The sequence below is a fragment of the Bacillus sp. 5mfcol3.1 genome, from assembly GCF_900114335.1.
In the GTDB taxonomy this organism is placed as follows: domain Bacteria; phylum Bacillota; class Bacilli; order Bacillales; family Bacillaceae_G; genus Bacillus_A; species Bacillus_A thuringiensis_S.
The window spans coordinates 1-20,974 of sequence record NZ_FOST01000014.1 but is presented as its reverse complement, the minus strand read 5'-3'; the positions used below and the strand labels follow the sequence as shown (position 1 = coordinate 20,974).

The window sequence follows — 20,974 nt, the reverse complement described above, 5'->3', positions numbered from 1 at the left end:
TTTAAAAACCATATAGCTAATTATGCAGAAGACCACTACTTACTTAATAAAAGTGGCCTCCTACATAAATAATTAATTTAAATATTTTCCTATTACAACAGAATTATAATTACCACCGTAAGAATATGTACTAATTAAGGCATTGCTAACCGGAGTCTTACGAGCGTTTTCTGTGACAAGATCGATTCTTCCTCTATGACTCTTTACATTTTGTGTAGCTGGAATTTCACCATCAAATGCACATAGTACACTGATGAGAGAAAGAAGACCCGCAGTTGCATGGGTTTCCCCAAAGATAGATTTTGTAGCACTAACAGGAACTCCATTTCCAAATATACGTTCTATAACCCTTTCTTCAATTCGGTCAAAATATGTATGACCATTAGCTGCTGAACAAATGTATTCTATCTCTTCTGGAGAAATCATCGCCTCTTTCATTGCTAAACGCATAGATTCCCCCCATGCCTTTCCTAGATGATTTAAGTCCCCTATTTTACTATCATCAGATGTTAATCCAAAACCTTTAATCTCAGCTAAAATATTACTATTTCTTTTTAACGCTGCCTCCTCACTTTCTACAATAAAGGCAATGCTTCCTTCACCAAGTATAGTACCGCTACTATTACAATCAAAAGGTCTTATATTCTCAGTTGTTAAGTATCTTTTTATTTTTGAGTGTCCCTCTATTATTGGATTATTTACTTCATCTGCCGTTACCACAATGAATGTATCATAATCACTAGATTGAATCATGGCATTGGCATAGTATAGTGCACTAATACCAGAAACCCCACCACATGAAATAGTTGAAGTAGGCCCTTTTATTTTAAAGTTTAATGAAATATGTCCAGCTGCCGCGTTCATAACTGTGTTTGGAAATAATTTAGCATTAGCGGCCTTAACACCCTCCTGGATAATAATCCGGTTAAATGATTCTACCGTCCCTACTGGTCCTGTACCAGTAGCAAAAATAATTCCTATCTTGTCCCTATTATTTTTATCTATCTTTAAGTTCCCATTTTCAATCGCCATTTTCACTGACAATACTGCATGTTTGCTAATCGAATCCATCTTTCTTAATAAATTAGGATGTATTAGCCTTCGATAGTTTTGCTCTGGTATTTTCCCAGCTTGTATGCACTTAGGATTGTCATTCCACTGTTTAATCTTTGAGGTACCACTCTTTCCCTTAAACATACAATCTTTAATTTCCTTAAGGTTTGAAGAATTTCCAGCAAGTCCCCCCACACCAGTAATTACGACTTTTTTTTCTTTAATTAGCGTTTCCTTTTCCGCTGATAACTCGTGGTTCTCATTGTACTTACAGAATAAAATACTTGCATTGTTCCCACCGAAAGCAAATGAATTTGATAGTACATAATTCAAATCACTTACCCTACCTATGTTAGGTACAAAATCTAGATTAAACTTTTGACTTTCAACTTCAAAGTTTATAGTTGGTGGTAAATATCCATGTTGAATAGCAAGAATACTAGTTACTGCTTCCGCCGCACCTGCAGCTCCTAACATATGTCCTATCATTGATTTAGTTGAAGAAACTGGCGTCTTATTTTCAGTAATTAATGTACGAATTGCTTTTGGTTCTGATACATCATTTGCTGGTGTACCTGTACCATGTCCATTAATATAGCTTACTTCCTTCGCATCTATGCTGGCTTTTTTTAAAGCACCTCGCATTGATCTCAAAGCCCCTTCTCCACCTGGATCTGGTGCTGTCTGATGATATGCATCTGAAGATAAATCGTAATCCACTACTTCAGCTAGAATATTTGCACCCCTTTTAACCGCATGATCTAATGATTCCAAAACAAGAATGGCTGCACCTTCTCCGATTACCACGCCATTACTCTTGCTATAGGGCGATGGTGGCGTTGGTGCTAGTGCTTGTAAACTATTAAAACCACTCATTGACAATTTAGATAAGGGATCTACACCACCGGTTATCATGATATCTGCTTTGTTATTTCGAATTGTATCCAGCGCAAAACCAATTGAATTTGTACCCGCGGCACATGCATTGGAAATAATCATTTTTGGCCCTTTTATTTTTAAGTCTCGAGTAATATTGTCACAGGGAGTATGGATTGGATACTTAAAGAGTAACGTTTCATCTGCTTTTTCGATTCCATCTTTGATCCACTGTTCATGAAATGCTTCTCCGCTTAACATGCCGCCTAAAGATGTGCCTAATGATATTCCAATTCGGTATGGATTAAAGTTTTCTATTTTTAATTCAGCGTTTTCTACCGCTTCCCTTGCCGCCATGACACCTAATTTTCCACATCGATCCATATCCTTTATTTCATCCTTAAAAAAGTAATCATCTACCTGAAGGTTTTCAATCTCTCCGCCATAATCGGTTACCATTTCAGACATATCGATATTTTGGATTACTTTAATACCAGATTCCCCTAATCTAATATTATCCCAAAATTCCTTTACACTATTTCCGTTTGAACAAATAATTCCCATTCCAGTCACGACGATTCGTTGATTATTCATGTTCATATGCCATCACCTTTACAGTATTTTGATTGACCATGATTTAGGTAGAATGTATGGGGAAGACTGAGTACGTGCCTCATACAAAGCATTTTCTTTGTTTTTTATATAAAATTCAATTCCTGAAACAGCAAATGGTTCTTCTAATAAAGAAACTCCGAGCCTCATGTTTAATACAGGACTTTCTTTAAGTTCAATAACTTTACCAATTAATTGTTCTTCTATAAAAACCTCGTCATTAACTGTAATTTGACTCTCTATTCCTGTGGTGAATCCCACAATTCTTTTATTTACTCCAGCTTCCGATTGCTGTTCTAAGGATTCTCTTCCATAAAATTCATCTTTATAAAAATCAATAAACCATTCTAAACTAGCTTCGAAAATATTTAGTTCTTCTAAATGTTTAAATTCAAAATATGGATGTCGAATTTCTAACATTAACGTCTCTAATGTTTCCCAATCCACTCTTTTTAGGCTAATATCGTCATCTTTAAAAGAATTTATGGTTTCAACTACTATTGGTTCCAAGTATTTTTCAAACAATAATTGATAACCATACTCTGCTGTTACACCTGTTCTTGCCAATAGAATTTCCTTTCCAAATAATTGATTTAACACAAATGATTGAAATGGTAGTGATGATATTTCAAAATCTAAAAATTGTTGAGCTAATCTCCATGCATAAGGGCCTTCAAATCCAAGGAGAGAATGTGTTTGACTTATATCTATAATCTCAATGCCATGGGTCTTTTGATTTTCTAACCAAGCTAGTACAGTGTCCTTTTTATGCGGTGTAGTAATAACTGTAATAGAATCCTCATTTTTAAATAGATTAATTATATCGATTACAGTCCCATCTTCTTGTAACAATAAGGTAAAGAGTGTAGTTTCTTCTTCCATAAACATAATATCTTTCGTAACTAAACGATCTAGAAACTCTACATGGTCCTCCCCTTTTACAACAATTCTTCCTGTTTCTGATAAATCTATTAGACCTATTCCGCTACGTACTGCATCATATGCTTCATTTTTTTCTTTTTGTATATTAATTTGATTACTCATGGTTAAGTGCCCCCAATTCTCTCTTTATCACATCATTTATTGTCGGTAAATTACAGACATTATCTATATATAGTTGTTGCATTTTCTTTAATTTCTCAATCTCATTTTTGCTATATAACATATTGAATATTGTTTTACTGGTTTTCCTTAAATCAAATATTTCACAAGTATGAACACAATTAAAATAATCATTTTTCTCCATCAATGGAGCTAGTTCTTTATGCCAACCGTTTGGGAAAACAAGAAATGGATATAGTCCATTAGGTATTATATAATTCCATTTTTCTATAATGCTTTTTAATGTAGGATTAAGGCTGTATCCTTGAGCTTTTAATTCTTCATATCCCATATGATTTACAAGGCTAATCACAGGTATTTTTCCAAATACTGCTTTTCCCATTGAACAAGATGTAATATTATCAGTGATAAATAAATCACACGATAATAATAGTTGTTCGTATTCTTCCAAATGAAGAAATGGTAGGGAAATAAATTCTATTTTCCCTCCATTTTTCATAGAAACAAATTTTGTCTCATCTGAAACTCCAATTAATTTAATATTTGTTTTGTTTGGAAGGTCCTGTAGATATAGACTTAATAATTCTTGTAATATATATTCATAACTAAACTTTGCATCATTGTACTGTTTCTTCTCCATGAGCCTCATCTTTACTAATAAGTTGGCCCATGATGATTTTGCAATCATAATCAATTTATCTTGTGCTCTACAACCAAGTTGGGCTCGTATTTTCATTTTTCTTTCTTCATCTACTTGTAAAGCCTCTTTATACAACTTGACTGAAATAATCTTCTCATTATCTTCTTTATAACTATTTACTGGACACGTTCTGATTAACTTAAATTGAGACGGAATTTTAGGTAGTTTTATCAATGCTCTTTTCTTTAAGCTATTGTAGTTTGCGTTTTTAAAAAGTTTATTTTCTAATAATCTATCCTCACTACCCCAAGCCAAAGAATCAATAGAGAAACAAGGTATGTGTAGGTTTAATAGATAATCAAGATCAATAATTGGAGACTCTAAAAATAAATTATGGTAATCAGCTAAAACAATAGCATCAGGTTGAAATGAATTAGTGATTTGTTTTATAACCTCTTTTTGTCTTAGCCCCTTTGTTAGTGATGTAACATTGGCTACAGATCTACTGGCATACCATGAGAATTTTTCGCTTGTTAAAAAATAAACTTCTCCATCTTTTTGAATTTGTTTAGCTAGACATAAGGCATTATGCAACTCACCAATGCTAAAATGACTAGGTGCAATAAACAATACTTTCATGTCTTATTCCCCTCTACTAAAATTTGCGAAAAGTATTCACTATCAAGTAAAGTTTCTCCAACTGCAATATTAAAGCGAATATCTCCATCATTAAATTCATTCTGATTACCATATATTCCGATTTGTATCCCTTTTTTGGGCCATTCGTATATAAAACATTTTGTACTATGTGATAATGCTAAAATAGATACAAATAACCCATTAGATAATTCGAGAATTACCTTATTATCTAAATAAATCTTTCTTTGTTTGCCATTTGGTATTAACGTGTTTTGCTCTCCATTCTGCCAATAATACATCTTTTTAATTTTTGTTTTTCCTTTTTTCTCCCAGAATAAGTGAAAGACACTAGTTTTTATTTTATCTTTCTGTAGACTTTTCAATTGTATTTGTAAAACAGGTAGATCATATACAGTTGTATATTTAACTTTCCACTCATCAGATTGACAGAAAATCTGATTAATAAATTCCTTATATGTATTTTCCGTTGCTACTACTGAATGATTACTTTTATTGAGATATATTGAATTAATGCTCAAATCTTTCCTACAATCTGGAGTATAAGAGTTAGCTGTTGGTATCATTACACCGGGTAAAAAATTATAAGAACTTAATACTGAGTTTTCTTTTAAAATCTCTTTATCTTTATACATAAATTCTGTTATTTTACTACTTTGGTTTACTTTAATCTTTAAATTTAGTACATTATTTTGAACTAGATATTCTTGTTTTTTTTCGCTATATGTTAATTTATTTCTTCCTTTAAGGAAAAGATATATTTTTTTCGTTATCGCATTTCTATTTAATTCATCTTGATACGTAAGTACGGCATAATGTGCTTTTGACCAATTAACCTTTCCACTAAATTCAAAATTAAAATTGCTTATAGATTCTATGTCTTGTATAAACAATTGTTGTTCGTAAGATGTCTGAGGGAAAAACAATGTTAATTTCCCCTTTAATATTGAAGAAAATAAGTTTTTTAGACTTCCGTGAATATGAAATTCCCCGTTTTCATTTATAATATGAAATTGGTCAGTCTCAATTGAGTACGGAATCTTATTAGATATAAATTTGGATGTATGACTAGTAATATCGTTATAGATTTCTTCCACTTCATCTTTGCTATCACGGGAACATAAAGTATAATAGTGCGTTTTTGTTATACATTTTTCTTTATCATTCCGTTTAAATATTACCGCTGGCATCCATCTTAATCCGAATAGGATACGCTCTATATTTCCTTTCCATATGAATCCAATATTAATATTTTGCGATTCAAACAATGTATAATTTCGCTCATACATGTTTGGATGACTAGGTAGATCGAATTGATTTACAAATTCATAGTCATGTAGTGCATATGGATACTCACCATATATTATAGGTTTAGAAACTAACCCACTCTTTAGTGGTACCGTCATTTTCGCATCATATAACATGCACCAAGGATATATCTTTATATATTTTCCTTCCTGTGCGAAATCATTTATTTGAACTATCTTATCTGACAAAAAACAAATGCTTCTCTTTAATTTTGTGGCCTCATGAATAATTTCAAAACATGAATCAGATGTTATTTCCCATGACAGCTCATTTACTTTCGGTTCTTTTACTGCATTTAAAAATGGATAATCTAGATCTGGCCATGCTTCTTTTGCCAATAATTGCTGATTTCTAAAGTCATATATATATAAACAACCAGTACTTTTCCTTATTTGTACAGTTATATACATATTTTCTAGAACTAAGTATTCTTTTGTTTCATAAACATGAGTTTTCCCATGCGCATGAATCGGAATTATTGCCTTTAATTCCCCAATATTTTTATTTTGATGACTAACAGCCGAAAGTGTCATATTAGTGATACCAATTTTTTTAGGATTCAATACAATAGGATGATCCTTTATTTCACCCGGCTCTATGATACAGATTTGGTGTTTTTCTAGCGGTTTGAAATCTAGTATTTTCGAGTTTTCTTGTTGAATAAGTAGTTTGTAAATTAATCTTTCTAAAGAATTATTTTTTACATTAACGATACATGCAGATTCTTTTCCATTAATTAACTTAGGATAATTAGCAACATTTATTTCTAACGGTTTTGCTATGGTTACTCCAAAATGAACAGATAATTCTAGTTCTTTTGCTTTTAGCTTAGTAACAAGCTCTCCCTCTATTTCCTTATTTACTGTTATAACTTCTTCCCACTCGTACTTTTTATTTGGATAAAAAGTTTTCTTTAAATCAATTAAATAATCTTTCCCTATCTTCGATGTAATACTGGCTTCAAGAGGATTCGGAAAATGGTGTTCATATACATAACAGATGTGAATCTTCTCTCCAACGATTAAATTGTTTCCTTCTAAAATATAACTAGTGAATCGTACTTGTTCTGTTTCTACCTCAGTAACCTTTTCACTTTTTAAATCGACCCAACAATTCACATCTTTTGCTCCGAGATTAATAGCATACTTTACAACTTCAATTCCATTTCTTGTTATGGCGTTACTCTGAATAGAACGTAGGGATTTCAATCCCCTAACTGTTTTCCAACCTCTAGATAGCCATATATCTTGGTCACTTTTTGAAATAATTGGTTTAAATGCATTTAATAGATAAGTAATAACATAAGGTAAATAGCTTCTTAAATTTAAGTAGCCATCATAGTCTATATATGACCTACTTGTTTGATATAACCCCACTCTTTTATAGAGAGCCATGGCAACTTTATCTTCCGGATTCACTTCTGTATCAATATACTTAATATCTTGTTGGATAAGATTTTTAATCGCATAAGCAAATAATTTATCTGGTATATTTCCCGAACGAAATTCTGGGTGAATTAAAAAGAACCCTGCCCAGGTACCATCTGGATTTGATGCTCTTTGACCTGATAAACTAGAAAATAATAAGCTGGCTATAATTTCATTTTCATATTCAGCAATTAAATATAACTGTATCTTCCGCTCTCGAAATAGTTGCTTGATATCTTGCTTATTTAAGGGATACCCATATTTAATGGGCCCATATTGATATTTGTTATAAAAGTGGGCTAACTTCTCACTATCTGCCTCTGTACACTCACGAACTTGAACATCCATACCATGAATCATATTTCCTCAACTCTTTTAGAAACTTGAATACTACCAGTAGCAACTTTCTTTTTATCTACATAAGCCGTAATTTCCACTTGTGAGATTAATCCAAGAGACCTTCCAATTTGGACATGTAATTCTAGCTGGTCTCCTGGTACTACGGGTTTTAGAAATTTCATATTACGTACAGAAACTAAATAACCCACATATGAACTCGGATCTATTTTAGGTGAACATGCACCATGCGCATCTATTTTTGCTAGTTCCCCTGTAACATAAACAACAGCTGTCATTTGTGCCAAAGCTTCAATGATTAGCACCCCAGGCATAATTGATTCATTTGGAAAATGCCCTTCAAAAAAAGGTTCACTTACAGTTACATTTTTAATACCAATTCCACTCTTTCCTGGCTCAAGTTGAATCACTTTGTCTAAGAAAAGAAATGGCCATTTGTGAGGTAAGATATTTCGGATTTGATCTGCATTTAATACCGGTCTCACTGCACATCAGCCTCCCTATTTTCTTCAATAAAATCAGCAATTTTATTAATGGAACCCAGTACTGCCATATTCTCGTCATACACTGCAACTCCAAATTCCTCTTCAATTGCCAGAAATAGCTCTAATGCATCCAAGGAGTCCACTCCTAAGCCTCTTCCGAATAATGGCTGATCATCAGTAATGAAATGCGGTTCGATTTCTAAATCTAATCTCTCCGTAATAATTTCTTTAATTCTAGTAGTTAATTGTTTTCTTTTTTCAGCAATAATTTTTGTTTCTACATACGTAAACATCTGTTTTCCCCATTTCCTTGTTTAACTCAAAATTCGTCATTTAATCATCTATTGTTTAGCCATTAACTAATCCACCATCCACTGTAAAAACTTTCCCAGTGATATAACTTGCATAATTAGAGGATAAAAATGTTGTTAGATGTGCTACTTCTTTAGGATCCCCAATTCTGCCAAGTGGCACTAGTTCTAACATCCTTTTTAATGTTTGTTGATCCATTCCTTTTGTCATATCTGTTTGTATAAAACCAGGTGCAACTGCATTAACCCTAATGCCGAATTCTCCACCTTCTAATGCTAAGGTCTTGGTTAAAGAAATAACCCCACCCTTTGAAGCAGAGTAATTACATTGCCCCCTTGCACCCGTTATTCCACTTGTCGACGTGATATTTACTATAGAGCCTCTTTTCTGTCTCATCATGATTCTTAATGCTTGTCGACAACAAAGAAATGTTCCTTTTAAATTTAAATCAACCACATGATCCCACTTTTCCTCGCTCATCATTGCAGCAAACCCATCATTTACTACTCCTGCATTATTTACTAAAATATCTATTCTTTTTTCTTTAGAACGTATATGTTGAAACAATTTATGAATAGAATCTTCATTTGTGACATCCGCATGAATAGGAAATGCTTTTCCACCATTTTCTTCTATGGTATCGGCTATTTCATTTGCAGATTTTTGATTACTCTGAAACGTAAAGTAAACAATTATGCCCTGTTTGGCTAGGTCTATTGTTATCGCTTTACCAATTCCTCTTGATCCTCCGATAACTAATGCCACTTCATTTCCATTAAACATATACCCGTTCCTCCTTAAATTCTTTTTCCATCATAGTAAGACTTCTTTTTAAATACATCGGTGTTTCTGTAGAGGATACAGATATGTTCTGTTTAAAAGAGCGACATAACTTGGTTAAAGTATTTCCGGGACCTACTTCTATAAAGTGTTTTGTACCATTATTCAATAAATTGTAGATAGTGTCTTGCCACAAAACTGGGTCTACGCATTGTCTTTCTATATCTTGTAAAATATTGATTTTATCTGTAGTTGATTTTCCTGAACAGTTTAAAACAATTGGTATTTCAGTACTTTTTAACGAAAATAAATTTAAATACTCTTTAAACTCTAGAACCATTTCTTCCATTAAACGCGAGTGAAATGCATGACTAGTTGAGAGTATTTTAGTTTTTATACCGTTTTTTTGATCTAATATCTTTTGAAACTTAAGAATGCCCTTACTCTCACCAGAAAAAATAACCTGTGTAGGGGAATTATATGCAGCAATATCAATTTCATATTGTTTAGATTTCTCTATAACTTCAAATAATGTTTGATATGTATTCGACACAACCCCTAACATGCATCCCTCTTTCTTTACATTACTCATCAGTTGACCACGCTTTCGAACAATGGATAGCGCATCCGAAAATTGTAAAGAACCGACTTCTACTAGGGCAGAGAATTGTCCTAAGCTATGACCGGCCACTTTAGAAGGCCTTATACCGTTCAAATGTAAAAGTCTTGATATTCCTGTGCTTACCGTGAGAATAGCTGGTTGTGTAACACTTGTTTCTATTAATTTTTCACTTGGCCCATATAAACATAGTTGCTTTAAATCAAATCCAAGCGTATCATTTGCTTCCTCAAATAATGGGACAAATATATCTGGGTATTTATCTAAATATCCTTTACACATCCCTACTGATTGAGACCCTTGTCCTGGAAAAATAAATGTAATCATATGACACCCCCGCTATTTTCAAATTGAATCTTTTTTAAAATTTCTTCTGGTAATCTAATAATCAATTGATTATTAGACCGTGTTAAAACATGTTTTGAGAATCCTTCCGCTAACAAAACTCGGCATCTCTTGCGGAATAATTTATAAACAAATTCTATATAAACTTTACTTTCATTCTTAAGATAGGTTTCTACAATTAAGTCATCTTGAAATCGAGCTGATTTTTTATAGGTACATCCTATATCGATTATTGGAAAATATAATTTTTCCTGTTTTAAATATTGGTTTATTCCAGTCATATCCAGTATTTTAAACCTACCCAGCTCAAACCAATGAAAATAATGAGAGTGGTGAGCAATTCCCATGGGATCGCATTCCCCAAAACGAACATTCACCTCATTTTTTACTATGTACACTTATTTCACCTACTTTTCATAAGAACGTCGAAATTTTTGTATGGCGATTGTTAAAAATAAAATTCCCATGCCAATTAATGCAGCTGATGGAATAAGCACAGAGGAGAACTCCTTGTTATATACTAATAAATCGTTAAATCCTCCCATTGCCCAGGCTGTAATCGTAATGTGTGCTATGTTTTGCATCCATTCCGGCTCTATATAGAGCGGCCACCAAGATCCACCTAAAGCAGACATAGTTAACACGATTAAAATAGAAATACCATTTGCCTGTGATCTTGTTTGACATATAGAAGCTAATAAAATTGCCAGGCTTGAAGCAGCGAATGCAGTACATAGTACTAACAACATAATTCCTAATACACTTTTTCCAAGCCACATTCCAAATACAAAATGTCCTACGCTAAAAAGGACTGCACATTGAACAATTGCTGTTATAAAGCATGAGAGCATCTTTCCAAAAATAATTGATAATGTATTAATAGGTAAAGTAAGGATTTTTCTTAACGTTCCATTCTCTCTTTCTTCTACTAATGCACCTGCAGCTGCAGCAGTACCTAAGAGTACAAACATTACGGCATATCCTGGTACATTAGATTCAAATGGAGTAGGTTTATGTTCATTATCTGATGCTAATTCTTTAAACTCTACTTTCACATTTACTTCCATTTGGGCAGAGGCTTGTTTTACAATTTCTTTAGTCATATCTTTTTGTATTTCTGAAACAATTTGAGTTACAGCATTTGAAACAACACTTGGAATAATACGATCAACTTTATCTTCTATGATGATGACTTTAGCCTCTGTCCCTGAATATACATTTTGTGTAAAATCCTTAGGGATAACGATTGCCGCTTTTTTAGTTTGAACTTCCTTTTTCGCTTGTTCTTCTGTATATGCTTTCTTTTTACCATTTAATTCATAAGTTTCTTCTAGCTCAAGAGCAGGTATTTTTTTCAACTCTTCAATAACTCTTTTAGAAAGTTCTCCACTATCATTCACTACTATAGGAATCTTGAATTTTTCTGTCTTACTATCAAATACATTGGATAATGCAAAACTAGCAACTGCGATTACTATAATAGGTGTAATAAATAAATAGATTAGACCAGGAATATCCTTTAAAAGAATAAGCAGATCTTTCTTTGCTATATACCAAGCTTTCATGTTTATCATCTCCTTTCATTTACGACCTTAAGTTTTTCCCCGTTAAATGTAAAAATACATTTTCTAAATTAGAGTTTTTAACATTAAATAAATCGATTTTCAGATTATATTTTTGAATCAATTTCATAACTTCTCTTGTAACATTAAAGCTATCTACACATTGAATGATGATTTTTTTATCTACCGATGTGCAGGACTTCACATCTGGAATCATTTTTGTTTTATGTATAAATTCTTCTGGAATATTTGATATTACAATCTCTATATAATTTTCCCCATATTTTTTTATTAAATTTTTTGGGGTGTCAACATCTAATATTTCACCCTTATCATAAATTGCTACACGATGGCATAACATTTCTGCCTCTTCCATATGATGAGTTGTATATATGACAGTTATCCCTAACTCTTCTACAAGATGGCGAATGCAATTAAAAATATGGTTTCTTGATTGTGGATCAATCCCAACTGTCGGTTCATCTAAGAAAATAACTTTTGGCGTATTTAGCAAACCAACTACTAAATTAATTCTTCTTTTCATACCACCAGAAAATGTATCAATTCTTTTATTCGCCCAATCCTCAAGTTGTGCAAACTGCAATGCTTCTCTTATCCGCCTTTTTTTTCTTTTTCCCTTTAATCCGTATATATCGGCATAAAAAGCTAAGTTATCATATGCCGTTAAAGTCGGGTATAGCGCTAAATCTTGAGGTACTACACTCACATTTTTTTTAATTTTATTCCGTTCAGTATACAAATCATAGCTACATACTGTGCCATACCCTTCATCTGGCAGAATAAGAGTAGATAAAATTGAAATAAGTGTTGTCTTCCCTGCTCCATTTGGTCCTAGTAATCCTATAATTTCACCTTTACGAATATCTAGATTTAAATTATTAATAACTGTATAATCTCCATATGATTTCTTAATGTTCCGAATGGAAATCATATTATTTATATCAGTCATATTGTTTCCTCCTCCATCTTGCTAATACAATTTATTAAAAGTGACTCTTCTTTACATCCATTAAAGCTTCAAGGTATTTATATTCATACTTTGAGTCTGGTTCTAGGTATGTGCCTTCTGCCCACTCATTCCAAGCATTAATAAATAAAAAATCAGTATCCTTACTATGTTGTAGAAGATACTTCTTAAACTTATCGGGAGTTGCTCCCTTTAAAATTAAAGCGCTTTCTTTTTTTCTTGGAGAGTTATCCCAATCTATAAAAGCCCCTTTATAAATGTTCTTACGTTCTTTAATTTGACGGCTTAATATTCTTTTCCATACAAAATCATAACTTAAATGAAAATCTTTTTTTTCTTGTTGAAGTGAATTTGTATTACCTATTAATTTTTTTAAAGTATACATAGGTTCAAACTCTATAGCAGCATCAAAAGGAAAATCTGATTTATCTTCAAAAATTGTTAACATTTCTACAAAGTGTATTCCTAAAAGTCCCTCAGATTTAGCCCATTCATTCCATAGGCTCAACATTTTATTAAGGTTTGGTATAGAAGCTGGTCGGTAAATTACAAATATCGGTTTATCTTTAATAGTTAAATAGTTTTTGTTTTTTAAAAATGGTAAAAGATAATTAAAGTGTTCTTTCCAATCAGACTCATCCCCATATTCTTGTCGCATTAATACTTCTTGGTCTTTCCCATCCCAAGATCTTGTCCAAGATTCATTTGCCCAACATAAGCAATACGGAAAATCAATTTCCTTACATTGATTTCTCAGTTCTATTGGTTTTTCTAGTAGTCTTTTCCCTTTGAACCAATAATGATAATAGCAAAAACCATCTAAACCATACTGTTTTGCTAAGTTTATCTGCCACTTATGAACATCTAAATTTAACAAGTTGTAATAATAATCCCCTAATGGAGCCCTAGGCTGATAGTGTCCCAGAAAACGTGGTTTTGCTTTTTTTACATTGGTCCATTCTGTAAAACCCTTCCCCCACCATAAATCATTTTCAGGTATTTCATGAAATTGTGGTAAGTAAAAAGCAATAGTCTTCATTAGTAAGGACTTCCCCCTTCCCCATATGCAGTGACCTACTTATTATAAAAACAATTACACAATATAAAACTCCATCTTTTAACATGTAACTATTTAATCTGATGTTAAATCTTGTCACAAAATAAGGCAAAAAGACCCTAATTATTGTAATTTTCACACACAAAAAACAATATTTTTAGTTTTTTTTTAAAAACTATTCAAAAAAACACTTTAAATCCAGTTAATTATTGTATAGTTTTATATAATAGGAGGGGAAAAATATGTCGTTTTTTGGCGAAAAATTCACAAATTTATTGATAAATTTAGATGTGGCTAGCCTAATCGGAAAAATAAAACAATACCAAGGAAGATTGGAGGTCTATGAGAAGGAGTTTCCATGTACATTAGAAAAGTTGCAAAAATCTACTCAACTTCAACATACCAAAGATTTTGTTGCAATGTATAAAAACTTAAAAATAACAAATAAAAGGTTAAAAGAATTAATTACATATGATCTGTCGCCAAAAACAATGATTGAAGATGAAATATCTTGTTACGTTGATGCGCTATCACTCATTCATAATAACTATGAAAGGCTTACTATTGATCCAAGTACAATCTTAGAAATACATTTTCAACTTTTTAAATATGCTACTTCGGATAGTGGAACGTGGAGAAAACAGGACATCTTACTTGAAGAACATGCGCAACTTAATTTCTCATTTTATTGCTATCGTCCTTTAACGATTAAAGAAATCCCAGAAGCAGTAAAAAATTTATGTGACGAATATAATTATTTATTAAATCAAAAAGATATTGATCCACTAATTTTAATTTGTAATTTTGTACTTAATTTTATATGTATTTTTCCTTTTGAATCTGGAAATGGAAGAATGGTACGTCTACTTATATCTTTATTACTATTACAAAGTAAACATTCACTAGTGAAATATATTTCACTAGATAAAATAATAAAAAAATACGAGAGAGATTATTATGATGCCCTATATAAATCTTCAGCAAATTGGCATTTTCAAGAACACAATGTATCCTTTATATTAAAATGTCTATTACATATTATTCTAGAAGCATATAAAGAACTAGACGTACATATTACAAGTTACCAACTGAAAGGGAACAAAAGTTTTAAAATTAAAGAGTATATATTAAAACAAGAACTACCTTTTACAAAAGAAGCAATACGGATGGTATTTTCAGATGTTTCACCAAGCACGATCAATAAAGTATTTGCATGTTTACAAGAAGAAAAATTAATTAAACTAATATCAAAGGGCCGTAATGCAGTTTGGATTAAAACAAAGATATAAATAATATAAAAAAATATAGGGTAATTTTCTAACACTAATGATCAAAACATACATATAAATTTATTTTACATACACAATAGATATTTTTACTTAATGCATAAAAAGGGAATTTGTCGCTACATTATTCATACAATTATTATTGTATTTTTTCTATCTCTATACTTCCGAAAGTCTGAGAACAGACTTTATAGGAAGTATTACAGATATAAAACTAGATATTCAGATTTTATATCTGTAATAGCATTTTGGCAATAGTAAAGTATAGCATTTATACCAATTTATCCAAAACGTTTTAATAAAAATAAAAGAAAAAATCCCGAGATTCAATTTCACTTAAGTAAGTGCTGATTTATTTTGTCTCTGATAGCAACGGCTATAAATTCTTCAATAGAGCTATTTGTTTCATTTGTAATTTCTTTCATATATTTGTATTCCTTACTTGTAAGTATGACTGACTTCGTTACTGTGTTACTATCCAAATATACACTATGATTCATTCTTGGAACCATTTTTCCTTCTATTATATAAGGCGTTAACTCTTCAATCCATTCCATATGAATTCCTGGTGGTAATGTAATTAATGATTGACGGATCTCAAAATACCAAAACGACTCTTCTTCTGAAATTTTTATATTTCTTGGTGATACGTACTGTAATATATTATCGATTAAGTGGAAAATGTTGTTTCGTAATTGCTCAGATTTTGGAAAACGAAATTTAACAAACCTTTGATGATGGCTTCTAGGCTTATCCGATAACATATAAGCAGACTTATACCCTTCTTCTAATGCCTCACTAAGTATCATATTAGTCCCAAATTCATCAAGGAGTTGAATATCACCACGTTTTGGAATAGAAATTACACGTGCCAATGTATTGCCCTTTATAAACTTTTGTAATAATACTACATTATGTTTCTGCGAAAATGTATATACAGGATTAGCTTGTTCTACTTGCTGAACAAGTTCACGTATATCCTCTTCCTTCACAAATTTCGTTTGTCGATTACGATGATCTATTAAAGAATAAACTAACTTTCCTTCTTCTATCCATTTTTCAAGCTGATTCATACTAACATCGTACTCTTTACTTGCTTGGTATAAAGTAATACCCTCAATTTTACGTTCTTCTTTTACTTTCTCTACTTCTTCTCTACTAAATAAAAAACTACCATCTAAACGCCATGTATCCTTATTAATTGGTGTTAGCTTTCCTTGCTTCATTAAATTATTAAAAATAAAGTGACTAATATCTAAATAATCTTTCACTTCATTTGTAGTCATAGTCATTTCATATACGCTAATCATTCTAATTCCTCCTCACACTTTGTGGTTAACATAATAATATTATGTTAATTAAATTTATAGTATTTACATTTTAAATAAATTATAACATACCACGATAAATATATTAGATTGCAAACCGCAATAATATTTAATTTAATTTCCTTTTAAAATTCAATTTTATTAACAATTAAACTATATGAGTAAAATAGCATTTTTCAAATTAAATAATAACCATAGAAAATGGGAGATTTTCTATATTCATTGCATATTAATATTTTATAAAATTTAATCTTAATATGTAATTCATTTTCTAATTGATTACGTTATAATATTTTATATAAAAGGAATTTATAAGGAGTTGAATAACATTGAAACTTGAACTAGATACTCTTCATAGTAAGACTTCTTTAGAAAACATAGAGAAACAAAAACAAAATTTTACAAACATAATTGCATTATGGAACCATGATTATATAAATGAAGCGGAATTAAAAAAGGAAAATAATGAAAGAGAAGATTCATATACATATGAAGGGTTTTCAGATGAAGAGATATTGTACTACTACTTGAATCGACAAACACATTTTGACCAAGAAAAACGGATTAAGGATGCATCAAGAACCCTATATGCACGTGATCTAAGTCAGTTTTATTTCTTTATTAAACAAAGTGCGGAATTTCTACAGAAAGATGTAAAAGATTATAAAGTTGGTCAAGTCTGGAGAAACCTTAGAAAACGACATATCCGTAATTATCAAAAATGGTTGTCTCAAGAGGCAATCTCCTATCAATCTAAAAATAAATACAAGCCATCTACAATTAGTAGAAAGCTTGGTGTTATTCGTTCTTATTTGAAATGGCTATATGAAATCCAATATATTCAGGACCCTCTACATGTTGAGATACTAAGTACAACTGTAAATAAACAACATAAACCTAAACGGGAGTTATCATATGAGGAAGTAAAACAGTTGCTTCATTACTACAAGGATAATGAAATCAATTACGCTTTATTGTCAGTCCTAGCTACTACAGGGTTACGTGTTGCAGAAGTCGCACATGCAAAGTGGGATGATCTTGAATATGACGCTATACGAGGACGATATTATTTAAAGGTTGATACAAAGGGAGATAATGAGCGGATTGTTTCTATTAATAAAGAAATTTTCAATCGGATTGCCGCATTTCGAATGCGGAGAAGATTACCTATAGACATTGGGAATAGAAATGGTGGAACAGTATTTCAAACTAAAAACCATACTGCTTATAGAGAGAATTATTTGTCACAATATATTTCTAAAATTATTAAGGATACTCAGCTACCCTTTACAGAGAATACCGGATTTACTCCCCACTTCTTTAGACATTTTTATGTACAGTACTTATATGATTACAAAGGATTACCCCCTCATATTATCGCAGCTGCAGTAGGTCATAAAAATGATCGTACTACGAAAGAAAATTATTTGAATCAGCGATTGACGAAAGATAATGATGCCGGTAATCTAATTTTGGAAGATGAATTTTAAATTTACCTCTAAAATTAACTATTAGAAAGGTTTAATATCATTAATTATAGTTATATATTTTTTACATAATTAAAACGGATTTATTGTCTATTTGTTTTCATTTTCCTTCATCATTGTTCATTAGTTCTTTACCAAGATTCCTTATAGATATATTATATTTTTGGAATCTTGGCAGAGCTTATTGTAAAATACTTAGGAAAATTCGCACTAGGACTCTTCGTGAGTTAAAACTTAATTTTATTTAGAAGTGTTAACTTATTAGTTGTAAATAATATATAATCCAATTTTTTTGTTCTAATAAAGATATTTTCCGAATGTTCGAAATTATAACCGATTTCTACTACTTTGGTAGTATTCTTAATCGAATTATTTATACTAACCTCGATTATGTCTTCTAATGGAATACTTATTGTTGCGCTTTGCCATGTAATGGTTATTTTTTCTATAGATTTTATAATTTCTATCTCTTTCATATTTCTAGTAACTCCCTATTCTACTTGTGTATATCTATATAATAGAGTATATATTTAGAATAGAAACCAGCCAATTTCATATATATTCACTCAGCCATTGTGTAAATAGGTAATTCTAGTATAAAGATTCTTAAGCCTAGTTACAATCTAGGTCTATGGTGCAAATTTTTTTGAGGTGAATTTGGGGATAATCTAAATCATGATGATATTATTTATAATATTAAATGCTATGAAAATAGTAATAAATCCAATAGAACTTACGTTCTTAAAACATGTGATTTATTTTATATATACCTATAGTGACCGCGAAAAATTTCTTTTTGAAAAAAACATTGGCGCATGGAATATGAGATATGAAAATGAAGTGAAGTGACTTTGGGATTACTTAAAACCAATAACAAATTATTTATTAATGACTAAAAAAATAATCTTACAGGAGAGGATAGGTAAAAGTATCTTATAATGAAAAAATCCATATGTGAAAAATATAAAGGGATGGTGCAAATGAAAAATAAAACTAGATATCAGACATGGATTCGAATGAAAAAACTGTTTGTATTTTTAATAAGCTCAATAGTTCTTCTATTAATAACATTATTGCCTATTACATTATATCTGCGAATCCTATCAGGGGTTATAGCGATACCTTTTATTTATATAACGTTTATACTTTCTTATTCTACTTACCAATTCGCAGCATTCGGAGAGGATTACCAATCAAAAATACATGATTTAATTGTTAAAAAAGTGAATTGGGATGGAAAAGGAAAAATATTAGATATAGGAACAGGTAGTGGGGTATTGATTATTAAGCTTGCAATGGCTTTTCCTAAATCCTTTTTAACTGGAATTGATTATTGGGGGAAGGATTGGGAATACTCACGAAATCAATGCCAACAGAATGCTGAAATAGAAGGTGTGTCTGGTAGGATTGATTTTCTAAAAGCAAGTGCTTCCGATCTCCCTTTGCAGGATGATGAATTTGATATAGTTGTAAGTTGCCTAACATTTCATGAAGTGAAAGATACGAAAAATAAAATAGAAGTAATTAAAGAGGCTTTAAGGGTATTAAAACCTGGTGGCGAATTTATCTTCTTAGATTTATTTATGGATGAAAAAATATTTGGGGATACAGAAGAGCTCTTAAATGACCTAGAGAAACTCCATATCTCTAAATTGAATAGCTACAAGCTTACTGAAGAAATGAAATTACCAAAGCTCTTATTGAATAAAAAAGTATTAGGAAATGCAATGATTTTGAGTGGCAAAAAATAAAAGTGCACTAATTGCTTGTGAAAATAGCAAATATTTCTTTAAATAAAGGTAATTGATTTATTTTACAACGTGAAGAAACTCAATATTTTTTAATTAGTGAGCGACCTTCGACTCATTTTATTAATCAAGCATAAATTATTTAAAATAGTGTAGCGAAGCACTGATGGTACCGCATCGCTATCAAGCAAAAGTTTTTAAGTACTCCATAAACAAAAAATTATTTCTCTATAGTTAGTACTTTTGGGAAATCAGTTCATTTTTTATTTTTGAGGTGCTTTCTTTTCTTAAGTTGATAGGTAGGGAATCACAATATAAAAAAAATAATTGTACGTTAAGACATATTTTTGGAACATGTTAATTAACTCACTGTTCACTATGCAACTGATTTTGCTAAATAAACATAAACCACCTCCCGATATTCTAGAGGTGGTTTATATTTATTTATTCACAATTCTATTATATGAATTAAGGGTTAACACGTAGTAAACAAAGTAGATCTCACCATACGTTTTCATAGCGTATATAAATAAAATGATATCTTGCTGTATGTCCATGCTATATTGTAAGGATATTGACATTGTTAACATAGCTGCATTTAGTATCCCAATAATTAACGGAAAGAGAAATACAAATAATGTTTGTTTTGCTATCGTAGTTCGTACTTCTTTTCTATTTACACCGATTTTTCGTAAAATTTCATAACGATTTTTATCTGAATGTGCTTCTGTTAGCTGTTTGAAGTAAATAACACTTCCTGTTGCCACTAGTAAAACTAACGCTAAAAAGCTAACTACAAAGATTTTCATTCCTGTAAGTGCCTTTATTTTTTTATATTTTTGGTAGAACGTGCGCATCTGTGTATCTTCTCCAGCTAATATCATTAATATATCCGATGTTTCTTTTGTTGTTTTTTCATCCTCTACTTTATAAGCTTTATATGTGATTGGATTGACTTGTTTTGCAACGCTGTCAAACATCGCGT

Annotated in this window: 18 protein-coding genes; 3 read left to right on the top strand and 15 right to left on the bottom strand. The window is 31.2% G+C overall.

The genetic code is table 11. The features are described 5' to 3' along the window. Positions 1-72 precede the first annotated feature (72 nt). Genes BM089_RS28220 through BM089_RS28165 form a run of 12 tightly spaced genes read right to left on the bottom strand, consistent with a single transcriptional unit; the run spans position 73 to position 14,122 of the window. A complete protein-coding gene (locus BM089_RS28220; protein ID WP_090978711.1) occupies positions 73-2,529 on the bottom strand; it encodes a beta-ketoacyl-[acyl-carrier-protein] synthase family protein in 2,457 nt (818 codons plus the stop codon). A 12-nt stretch (positions 2,530-2,541) separates the two neighbouring features. Beyond that, entirely contained in the window at positions 2,542-3,585 is a 1,044-nt protein-coding gene (locus BM089_RS28215; protein ID WP_090978709.1) for an aminomethyltransferase family protein, read from the bottom strand. Next, the gene (locus BM089_RS28210) at positions 3,578-4,882 is read right to left on the bottom strand and encodes a DUF6365 family protein (protein WP_090978706.1); all 1,305 of its coding nucleotides are present in this window, start codon (positions 4,880-4,882) and stop codon (positions 3,578-3,580) included. Before BM089_RS28210 ends, BM089_RS28215 begins: the two co-directional genes overlap by 8 nt. Then, positions 4,879-7,995, bottom strand: a complete 3,117-nt coding sequence (locus BM089_RS28205; RefSeq protein WP_090978704.1) for a GNAT family N-acetyltransferase — start codon at positions 7,993-7,995, stop codon at positions 4,879-4,881. The genes BM089_RS28210 and BM089_RS28205 overlap by 4 nt, the downstream gene beginning before the upstream one ends. Then, positions 7,992-8,477 (bottom strand): 3-hydroxyacyl-ACP dehydratase FabZ, encoded by a 486-nt coding sequence (fabZ, locus tag BM089_RS28200; protein ID WP_061530042.1) that lies wholly within the window; start codon positions 8,475-8,477, stop codon positions 7,992-7,994. Before fabZ ends, BM089_RS28205 begins: the two co-directional genes overlap by 4 nt. Then, positions 8,474-8,770 carry an acyl carrier protein gene (locus BM089_RS28195; protein ID WP_090978702.1) on the bottom strand — a complete coding sequence of 99 codons (297 nt, stop codon included), beginning with the start codon at positions 8,768-8,770 and terminating at the stop codon, positions 8,474-8,476. The genes fabZ and BM089_RS28195 overlap by 4 nt, the downstream gene beginning before the upstream one ends. A 55-nt stretch (positions 8,771-8,825) precedes the next feature. Continuing rightward, entirely contained in the window at positions 8,826-9,572 is a 747-nt protein-coding gene (gene fabG / locus BM089_RS28190; protein WP_090978700.1) for a 3-oxoacyl-[acyl-carrier-protein] reductase, read from the bottom strand. Next, a complete protein-coding gene (locus BM089_RS28185; RefSeq protein WP_090978698.1) occupies positions 9,565-10,515 on the bottom strand; it encodes an ACP S-malonyltransferase in 951 nt (316 codons plus the stop codon). The genes fabG and BM089_RS28185 overlap by 8 nt, the downstream gene beginning before the upstream one ends. Beyond that, positions 10,512-10,931, bottom strand: a complete 420-nt coding sequence (locus tag BM089_RS28180) for an acyl-CoA thioesterase (RefSeq protein WP_090978696.1) — start codon at positions 10,929-10,931, stop codon at positions 10,512-10,514. The genes BM089_RS28185 and BM089_RS28180 overlap by 4 nt, the downstream gene beginning before the upstream one ends. A 9-nt stretch (positions 10,932-10,940) precedes the next feature. Continuing rightward, the gene (locus BM089_RS28175) at positions 10,941-12,098 is read right to left on the bottom strand and encodes an ABC transporter permease (protein WP_090978694.1); all 1,158 of its coding nucleotides are present in this window, start codon (positions 12,096-12,098) and stop codon (positions 10,941-10,943) included. 19 nt (positions 12,099-12,117) lie between these two features. Continuing rightward, a complete protein-coding gene (locus BM089_RS28170; protein ID WP_090978692.1) occupies positions 12,118-13,065 on the bottom strand; it encodes an ABC transporter ATP-binding protein in 948 nt (315 codons plus the stop codon). A 34-nt stretch (positions 13,066-13,099) separates the two neighbouring features. After that, positions 13,100-14,122, bottom strand: coding sequence for a glycosyltransferase WbsX family protein (locus BM089_RS28165; RefSeq protein WP_090978690.1), 1,023 nt, complete (start codon positions 14,120-14,122; stop codon positions 13,100-13,102). Between the two features lie 260 nt (positions 14,123-14,382). Here BM089_RS28165 and BM089_RS28160 point away from each other — a divergent pair, with 260 nt between their 5' ends. Further along, positions 14,383-15,429 carry a Fic family protein gene (locus BM089_RS28160; protein WP_090978688.1) on the top strand — a complete coding sequence of 349 codons (1,047 nt, stop codon included), beginning with the start codon at positions 14,383-14,385 and terminating at the stop codon, positions 15,427-15,429. Positions 15,430-15,758: 329 nt separating this feature from the next. Here the strand turns inward: BM089_RS28160 and BM089_RS28155 are convergent, their stop codons facing one another. Next, positions 15,759-16,736 (bottom strand): DNA-binding protein, encoded by a 978-nt coding sequence (locus tag BM089_RS28155; RefSeq protein WP_090978686.1) that lies wholly within the window; start codon positions 16,734-16,736, stop codon positions 15,759-15,761. Positions 16,737-17,083: 347 nt separating this feature from the next. On the opposite strand from BM089_RS28155, the gene BM089_RS28150 reads away from it, so the two are divergent. Then, the gene (locus BM089_RS28150; protein ID WP_090978684.1) at positions 17,084-18,244 is read left to right on the top strand and encodes a tyrosine-type recombinase/integrase; all 1,161 of its coding nucleotides are present in this window, start codon (positions 17,084-17,086) and stop codon (positions 18,242-18,244) included. 224 nt (positions 18,245-18,468) lie between these two features. On the opposite strand, the gene BM089_RS28145 is transcribed toward BM089_RS28150, so the two are convergent. Beyond that, positions 18,469-18,717 carry a SunI/YnzG family protein gene (locus BM089_RS28145; RefSeq protein ID WP_090978682.1) on the bottom strand — a complete coding sequence of 83 codons (249 nt, stop codon included), beginning with the start codon at positions 18,715-18,717 and terminating at the stop codon, positions 18,469-18,471. A gap of 504 nt (positions 18,718-19,221) precedes the next feature. On the opposite strand from BM089_RS28145, the gene BM089_RS28140 reads away from it, so the two are divergent. Then, on the top strand, positions 19,222-19,992 hold the full coding sequence (locus tag BM089_RS28140) for a class I SAM-dependent methyltransferase (RefSeq protein ID WP_090978744.1): 771 nt from the start codon (positions 19,222-19,224) through the stop codon (positions 19,990-19,992). Between the two features lie 437 nt (positions 19,993-20,429). Here BM089_RS28140 and BM089_RS28135 read toward each other — a convergent pair. Continuing rightward, positions 20,430-20,974, bottom strand: a 545-nt coding sequence (locus BM089_RS28135) for an FtsX-like permease family protein (RefSeq protein WP_139213345.1), incomplete at its 5' end; no start/stop codon positions are given.